At 63.0% G+C, this 7,666-nt stretch carries 7 protein-coding genes; 5 read left to right on the top strand and 2 right to left on the bottom strand.

Going from position 1 to position 7,666, the window contains the following annotated elements; all coding sequences use genetic code 11:
• Nucleotides 1-239 precede the first annotated feature (239 nt).
• The 3 genes from rfaE1 (at nt 240) to ACH2CW_RS11855 (ending at nt 2,835) form a co-directional block, all read left to right on the top strand.
• On the top strand, nt 240-1,187 hold the full coding sequence (gene rfaE1, locus ACH2CW_RS11845; RefSeq protein ID WP_395058333.1) for a D-glycero-beta-D-manno-heptose-7-phosphate kinase: 948 nt from the start codon (nt 240-242) through the stop codon (nt 1,185-1,187).
• Between the two features lie 29 nt (nt 1,188-1,216).
• Nucleotides 1,217-2,221 (top strand): ADP-glyceromanno-heptose 6-epimerase, encoded by a 1,005-nt coding sequence (gene rfaD / locus ACH2CW_RS11850; RefSeq protein WP_395058335.1) that lies wholly within the window; start codon nt 1,217-1,219, stop codon nt 2,219-2,221.
• Between the two features lie 122 nt (nt 2,222-2,343).
• On the top strand, nt 2,344-2,835 hold the full coding sequence (locus ACH2CW_RS11855; protein WP_395058337.1) for a ComEA family DNA-binding protein: 492 nt from the start codon (nt 2,344-2,346) through the stop codon (nt 2,833-2,835).
• A gap of 311 nt (nt 2,836-3,146) precedes the next feature.
• On the opposite strand, the gene ACH2CW_RS11860 is transcribed toward ACH2CW_RS11855, so the two are convergent.
• The gene (locus ACH2CW_RS11860; RefSeq protein WP_395058339.1) at nt 3,147-3,920 is read right to left on the bottom strand and encodes a DUF3047 domain-containing protein; all 774 of its coding nucleotides are present in this window, start codon (nt 3,918-3,920) and stop codon (nt 3,147-3,149) included.
• Nucleotide 3,921: 1 nt separating this feature from the next.
• Nucleotides 3,922-6,084 (bottom strand): FAD-dependent oxidoreductase, encoded by a 2,163-nt coding sequence (locus ACH2CW_RS11865; protein WP_395058341.1) that lies wholly within the window; start codon nt 6,082-6,084, stop codon nt 3,922-3,924.
• 199 nt (nt 6,085-6,283) lie between these two features.
• Here ACH2CW_RS11865 and mtnP point away from each other — a divergent pair, with 199 nt between their 5' ends.
• Nucleotides 6,284-7,162 (top strand): S-methyl-5'-thioadenosine phosphorylase, encoded by an 879-nt coding sequence (gene mtnP / locus ACH2CW_RS11870; protein ID WP_395058343.1) that lies wholly within the window; start codon nt 6,284-6,286, stop codon nt 7,160-7,162.
• 19 nt (nt 7,163-7,181) lie between these two features.
• Nucleotides 7,182-7,666: radical SAM protein (locus ACH2CW_RS11875; protein WP_395058345.1), on the top strand; the 485-nt coding region annotated here is incomplete at its 3' end.

Genomic DNA, 7,666 nt, shown 5'->3' on the forward strand with positions numbered 1-7,666 from the left:
ACGGCGGCCAAGCTGCTCAGCGCCGTGGCCCAGCGCCTGAGCCAGCGGCTGCGCGAGAACGACACCAAGCTGCAGCTCTACGGTCAACTCGTGCTGTCGATGCAGCAGGAGATTGAAAAGCTCATGCCTGACTAACCCCCGCGCCGCGCCTTCGGCGCGTCACCCCCTTCCAGGGGGTCAACACCTGCGGCCTGGCAAAGCCAGTTCCGCGGTGTCTGCTTGAATAAGAGTTAATGAACATGATCGCATCTTCAAACTTGTCCCGGGAGCGGCTTGCCCAAGCCCGCGTGCTGGTGGTCGGCGATGCCATGCTGGACCGTTACTGGTATGGCGCGGTGGACCGGATTTCGCCCGAGGCGCCGGTACCTGTGGTGCGCGTGACGCGCCAGGAAGAACGCATGGGTGGTGCGGCCAATGTGGCTTACAACATCGTGACTGTGGGTGCGCGTGCGTCGCTGCTCAGCGTGGTCGGCGACGACGAGGCCAGCCACCAGCTCGAAGCGCTGGTCGCTGCCTCCGGCATCACGCCCTGCTTCGGGCGTGACCCGAGGCTCAAGACCACGGTCAAGCTGCGCGTGATCGGCCGCCAGCAGCAGTTGCTGCGGCTGGATTTTGAGAACACGCCTGAAAACGAGGTGCTGGCCTCGCAGTCGGCCGCCTTCGGCAAACTGCTGCCGGCGCACGACTCCGTGCTGTTTTCCGACTACGGCAAGGGGGGCCTGGCGCACATTGCGCTGATGATTGACCAGGCCCGCGCCGCTGGCAAGGTGGTGCTGGTCGACCCCAAGGGATCGGACTACTCACGCTATAAAAACGCCACGGCCATCACGCCGAATCGCGCTGAACTCGAACAGGTGATCGGCCACTGGCACGATGAGGCCGACCTGCAGTCGCGTGCCCAGAAGCTGCGTGCGGAGTTGCAATTGCAAGCCGTGCTGCTGACCCGCAGCGAGGAAGGCATGACATTGTTCGACGCCCAGGGCCAGCTCCACGTGCCGGCCGTGGCGCGCGAAGTGTTTGACGTCACAGGTGCCGGCGACACCGTGATCGGCACGCTGGCCGCCATCCTGGCTGCAGGTCTCAGCCTGCGTGAAGCCGTGCCGGTGGCCAATCGCGCCGGCGGTATCGTGGTCGGCAAGTTCGGTACGGCCACCGTCAGCTACAACGAATTGTTTGCTGCACCCTGAAACCCGCGTAATCGACGCAAGGAAGCTTCATGAAAATCGTGGTCACCGGCGCAGCCGGCTTTATCGGCGCCAACATCATCCAGGGCCTCAATGCGCGCGGCATCGACGACATTATCGCGGTGGACGACCTGACCCAGGGCGACAAATTCCGCAACCTGGCGGACCTGCAGATTGCCGAATACATCGACGCCGACGACTTTTACGAGCTGTACGCCGAAGCGGCTTTCGGCGATGTCGAGGCCGTGTTCCATGAAGGTGCCTGCAGCGACACCATGGAGACCAATGGCAAGTACATGATGGACAACAACTACAGCTTGTCCTGCGAGCTGTTCGACGCCTGCCAGGCCCAGGGCACGCGGCTGATGTATGCCTCGTCGGCCGCCACCTATGGCGGCTCAAGCACCTTCCGCGAGTCGGTCGAATTCGAGAAACCGCTCAACGTCTACGGCTACTCCAAGCTGCTGTTTGACCAGAAGCTGCGGCGCGAGCTGGGCTCGCATTTTGAGAAGGCGCAGACCCAGGTCGCCGGCTTTCGTTATTTCAATGTCTACGGCCCGCGCGAGCAGCACAAGGGCCGCATGGCCAGCGTCGCCTTCCACCAGTTCAACCAGTTTCGCGCCGAGGGCAAGGTCAAGCTGTTCGGCGAATACGGCGGTTACGGGCCCGGCGGGCAGATGCGCGACTTCGTTTTTATCGACGACGTGGTCGCCGTCAACCTGTGGTTTCTCGACCACCCCGAAGCCCGCGGTATTTTCAATCTCGGCACCGGAAAAGCCCAGACCTTCAACGACGTGGCACTGGCGGTGGTCAACACGCTGCGCCACCAGCAGGGTGAAAATCCCTTGAGCCTGGAAGAGGCGGCTCACGGCGGCCTGATCGACTACATCGATTTTCCGTCCGCACTGGTCGGCAAGTACCAGAGCTACACCCAGGCTGATTTGACCGCCCTGCGGACAGCAGGCTGTAAGCATTCGTTTGCAGATGTCCAGACAGGTGTATCTGCTTACATGAACACGCTCGCCCAGCTCGGCTAGGTCGTATGCTGGGGGTTCCTGCATCTCCCGGTCAACGCCCGGAGCTGCGTAACCGTTAAAAGCGGGACTTCCTGATTCGCAGGAGGGATCATCCGCTTTCAACAATCATGAGGAGCTTCCCAATGTTCAAGAAACTGCTGGCCTTTGTCGCCACCATGTATGTCGCCATGGCCTTTGCCGCCGTCGACGTCAACACCGCCACCTCGGCCGAACTCGACGGCATCAAGGGCATTGGCCCGGTCAAGTCCGCACTGATCATGTCCGAGCGCAAAAAGGCGCCGTTCAAGGACTGGAATGATTTTGTGACGCGCGTCAAAGGTGTGGGCACTGACAGCGCGGCCAAATTCTCGGCCGAAGGCATGACGGTTAACGGCGCCAGCTACAAGGCCGGCGGCAAAGCCGATGTCAAGGCCGCCAAGCCGGTGACTGAGAAAGCCAAGGATGCGGCCGTGGCCACCAAAGATGCCGCCAAAGGCGCTGCCGTTGCCACCAAGGATGCGGTCAAGGAAACCGCCAAGGACGTGAAAGCCGCCGTGACCCCAAAGCCTGACACCAAGGCCGAAGTCAAGGCTGAGGTGAAGGCCGGCGCCAAGACCGAACCCGCCAAGAAGTAAGCGCCGGACGCTTGCACCACAACCCGCCTTGTGCGGGTTTTTTCATGCAATTTTGGACTCCAGCCCTTATTCCACAAGCGTAAGCAGCTATCAAAAACAGAGCGCCTCAGCAAGCAATCGAGCTCAGCAGGGGTCGTGTATCGGGCGACAAAACCGCGTTCCAACACAGCTGACGCGGACACGGGGCCATCGCGATGATGGCCAGGTCGGCCAACCGGTGTTGCGCCAGACTGTGCAGCACATCCACATGCCCATGGCCGGCGCCCAGCAGCACCAGGTGTTTCAGACCGGGCGCGCTTTCGACGTGACTGTCAGGGGGACAGTGTCACATCCCCGACATGGCCCAGGCTGCGGCCGCCGGTGTTGTCGGCGTCAGCGCCCACCAGCACGGCCTGCAAGGGCGGCATGGCATCACTTTCCTTGCCAAAGGCACGGCGAAAATCAGCGCCGAGGTTGCGCGAATGGGCGACCCACTGGCCCAGGCGCTGCTCTCCGCTGTCCAGCACGATAAAACGTACACGTGCGGTATAGGCATTGGACAGCAGGGTACCGGGGGCCAGCGTGCCGTCCCAGACATAACACAGGGTGGCGGACGGGAGCTTCTCGCCGCTGGCCGCGCGTGCCAGGCGCAGCAGGTTGCGTTCGATCAGCCCGAGCTTGTCCAGCGGCATGTCGAACAAGGCACACACCTTGAGCGGGCTGTCGTCGCCCTCACGGCGGCGCAGGTCGCCGCCGCGCAGCGCCTCGTCCAGCCGCCAGCGCCAACGCAGTTGCACACCGGCCTCGGGCACGGCCGCAGGCAGGTCATGCACCAGGTTGCCATAGGATTTGTCCGCCTCCACCCGCAACACCTTGCGCCCATCGAGCTCGACCAGGGCGTAAGCGGTCAGCGAAATCTTCCCACCCGGCACGCCCACCACACGCCAGGGTGACGGCGGCTGCACGCCACTGGCCGAGGAAAACGCCGCCAGCAAAGGCCCCTGCGTGCTGGCCTGGGCATGCGCCTGCATTGCGGGAGCCAGCGCGTACACCAAAAGCGCCAGCCGGGTCCCCAAGTGTCGAATCGTGGATACCAGAGCTTTCATGTCAACCCCGCTTCCAGTCGTGGTAGCGGCGCACCCATTCGAGCAATCGATGAGGCTGATTCGCGCGTTTCCATTCACCGGCCGCGTATTTGTTGGCCTCGGCCAGCGTCGGGTAGGTATGGACGGTGGAAAGGATCTTGTTCAGACCCAGGCCGTGCCGCATGGCCAGCACATACTCGGCCAGCAGGTCGCCAGCGTGGGTGCCAACAATGGTCACGCCCAGAATCGTGTCCTTGCCCGGCACCGTCAACACTTTGACAAAACCCCGCGCCTCGCCATCGGCAATGGCCCGGTCCAGGTCGTCCATGCCATAACGGGTCACCTCGAACGCGATGTTTTTTTCTTTGGTTTCCTGCTCGTTCAGGCCAACACGGGCCACCTCCGGGTCGATAAAGGTGGTCCAGGGAATCACCGAATAGTCGGCCTTGAACAGCCTGAACTCGCCAAACAGCGCGTTGACCGCCGCGTACCAGGCCTGGTGCGCCGCCACATGGGTCAGCTGGTAGGGTCCGGCCACATCGCCCGCCGCATAGATGTTGGGGTAAATCGTCTGCAAATAGTCGTTGGTTTCGACCGTGCGCTGCACCGGGATGCCGAGCTCTTCGAGCCCGTAACCCTCGAGCCGTGCCACCCGCCCGACGGCGCAGATCAGCTGGTCGAAATCCAGCCGCAGTTCATTGCCACCGTGTTCAACGACCAGGGTTTTCACACCCGCAGATGTCTCGCAGCGCAGCGCCTTGTGGCCGGTCAGCACCGCCACGCCATCGGCGGTCAAGGCCTGGCGCGCCAGCTCCGACACCTCCTCGTCCTCACGCAACATCAGGCGTGGCGCCATCTCGACCTGCGTGACCTGTGAACCCAGCCGGGCAAAGGCCTGCGCCAGCTCACACCCTATCGGTCCGCCGCCGAGGATCACCAGGCGACGCGGCACCTCGTCGAGTTGCGCGAAGGTCTCCCACAGGGTGTCACTGGTCACGAAGCCTGCGGCCTCCAGTCCCGGCAAGGGCGGCACCAGCGGCCGCGCACCCGCTGCGATCACGATGCTGCGTGTTGTCAGGATCTGGGTGCCGCCGTCGTTGAGCGCCACCTCGACCGTCCACGGGTTGATGATGCGCGCATGGCCTTGCAGCACCTCCACCCCCAGGCCGGTGTATCGCTCCACGCTGTCATGCGGTTCAATCGCCCGGATGACTGCCTGAATTCGCTGCATCACCGCCCTGAAGCTGAACACCGGCGAGGTATTGCTCAGGCCGTAACTGGCGCCATGCGTCATCTGATGCGCGAGTTTGGCGCTGCGGATCAGCGCCTTGGACGGCACACAACCGTAATTCAGGCAATCGCCGCCCATCTTGTGGGCTTCCACCAGCGTGACTTTTGCCTTGACGACCGCCGCAATGTAGGCCGTCACCAGCCCGCCGGCACCAGCCCCGATCACGACGAGGTTGCGGTCAAAAGACGCAGGGCGCACCTTGGTCCAGCGCGCGTAGACCTGGCGGCGCCTGAAAAATTGCAGCAGCTTGTTGACGGCCAGCGGCAACACGCCGAGCAGCACAAAGGAGCCGATCAGCGCCGGCGAGACGATCGACTGCAGCGAGTCGATCTTCGCGATCTGCGTGCCGGCATTCACATACACCACGGTGCCGGCCAGCATGCCGAGCTGGCTGACCCAGAAGTAGGTCCAGGTCCTGATGCGTGTCAGGCCCATCAGCAGGTTGAGGGCAAAAAATGGAACTACCGGGATCAGCCGCAGCGAGAACAGGTAAAAAGCCCCCTCTTTCGCAATGCCCTTGTTGATCTCGTCCAGCCTTGTGCCAAAACGGGCCTGAATGCTGTCCCGCAGCAGGTAACGCGCTGCCAGCATGGCCAGCGTCGCGCCCAGCGTCGAGGCAAAAGACACCACCACGGTCCCCAGCACCAGACCAAAGCCGGCGCCAGCCGCCAAAGTCATGATGACGGCGCCCGGCAAAGACAGGCCGGTGACCGCAACGTAGGCCACAAGAAACGCCAGCGTCACCCCGACCGGGTTATTCTCAAATGCCGCCTGGAAAGACGCCTGGCTGTCCTTGAGGAAGGTCAGGCTCAAATAGCGACCCAGATCCAGCGCAAAAAAGGCGCTGATGGCCGCCAGCAACAGCACGGCGATGACAAGTTTGCGTGAATTCAAGTCCGTCCCCGGTGTTTGTTCTGCGGATGTTGTCGGGCGAAAACATCGATTCTTACAAAATCTGCGCTGGACGGTGTAAGAATTCCCGTGCGACAGCGACCAAGCATGAGTGGTTATAACGCGAGGCTAACACTGCGCCCGCAAAATCCGCTCAAAATCCCGTCTGAGCAGATATCACCCACCACGAGGAACCCCGCACATGACCCAGGCACTGGTAGGCATCATCGGAGGCAGCGGCCTCTACCAGATGGACGCACTCGACAACGCGCAGGAGCATGTGATGGACACGCCCTTCGGCGCGCCCTCCGACGTGCTGGTCAGCGGCAGCGTCCATGGTGTTCCCGCCGTGTTCCTGGCCCGCCATGCGCGCGGCCACCGCCTGCTGCCTTTCGAGGTGCCCTACCGCGCCAACATCCACGCGATGAAGCAACTCGGCGTGCGATACATCGTTTCGGTGTCGGCGGTGGGTTCGCTGCGCGAAGACTTCAAGCCGCTGGACATGGTGCTGCCCGACCAGTTCATCGACCTGACCAAACGCCGCGACAGCACCTTTTTTGGTCAGGGCGCGGTGGCCCATGTCTCGATGGCGCAGCCGGTCTGCCCCGCCGCCGCCGGTGTGCTGGCGCGTGCGGTGCGCGGCGTGCTGGCCTCCGATGCCACGGGCCATGGCGTCAGCCTGCACGAAGGCGGCACCTATGTGTGCATTGAGGGCCCGCAGTTTTCGAGTTTGGCTGAATCACACTGGTACCGCAGCATGGGCGCGGGCGTGATCGGTATGACCAACATGCCTGAAGCGAAATTGGCCCGTGAAGCGCAGATCGCCTACACCACGCTGGCCATGGTGACCGACTTCGATTGCTGGCACCCCCGCGAGGCCCAGGTCAACGCCAACATGGCGCTGGCCAACCTGCTGAAAAACGCCGGCCGCGCCCAACAGGTGGTGGCTGAGGCGATTCGCCTGCTGGGCGCCGAGCAACCAGCGAGCGAGGCCCACACTGCGCTGCACAACGCGCTGGTCACCCAGCCCGACGCCATGGCCCCCGAGGTGCGCAAACGCCTGGCTGCGCTGCTGCCCTGAACCCCAACGGACTCTACTTATGCACGACACCCTTCCCCTGCTGAAAAAAATTTCTTTCCCCGCGGTCCGCCGCGAGCAGCTCGACACCCTGCAGGTCAACCTCGGCTACAAATGCAACCAGAGTTGTTTGCACTGCCATGTCAACGCCGGCCCGAACCGCACCGAAATGATGGACGCCGACACGATGGCGCTGATTCCACAGGTGCTGGCTGCACGCGGTCTGCGCACGCTGGACCTGACCGGCGGCGCACCCGAATTGCATGAGGGTTTTCGCGATCTGGTGCGCACTGCGCGCGCGCAAGGTGTGCGCGTGATCGACCGCTGCAACCTCACCATCCTGTTTGAACCTGGGCAGGAAGATCTGGCTGAATTTCTCGCGGCGCAGCGCGTCGATATCGTGGCGTCCATGCCCTGTTACTCAGCCGCCAATGTCGACAAACAGCGCGGCGAGGGCGTGTTCGACCTGAGCATCGCCGCCCTGCAAAAACTCAACCAGCTCGGTTA

This window comes from Polaromonas sp., assembly GCF_043778355.1.
Classification (GTDB): domain Bacteria; phylum Pseudomonadota; class Gammaproteobacteria; order Burkholderiales; family Burkholderiaceae_C; genus Polaromonas.

What these genes read in the sequence shown, in the direction of transcription:
- ACH2CW_RS11860 (WP_395058339.1), bottom strand. Translation starts at nt 3,920, where the DNA reads ATGAAAGCTCTGGTATCCACGATTCGACACTTGGGGACCCGGCTGGCG.
- rfaE1 (WP_395058333.1), top strand. Translation starts at nt 240, where the DNA reads ATGATCGCATCTTCAAACTTGTCCCGGGAGCGGCTTGCCCAAGCCCGC.
- ACH2CW_RS11855 (WP_395058337.1), top strand. Translation starts at nt 2,344, where the DNA reads ATGTTCAAGAAACTGCTGGCCTTTGTCGCCACCATGTATGTCGCCATG.
- mtnP (WP_395058343.1), top strand. Translation starts at nt 6,284, where the DNA reads ATGACCCAGGCACTGGTAGGCATCATCGGAGGCAGCGGCCTCTACCAG.
- rfaD (WP_395058335.1), top strand. Translation starts at nt 1,217, where the DNA reads ATGAAAATCGTGGTCACCGGCGCAGCCGGCTTTATCGGCGCCAACATC.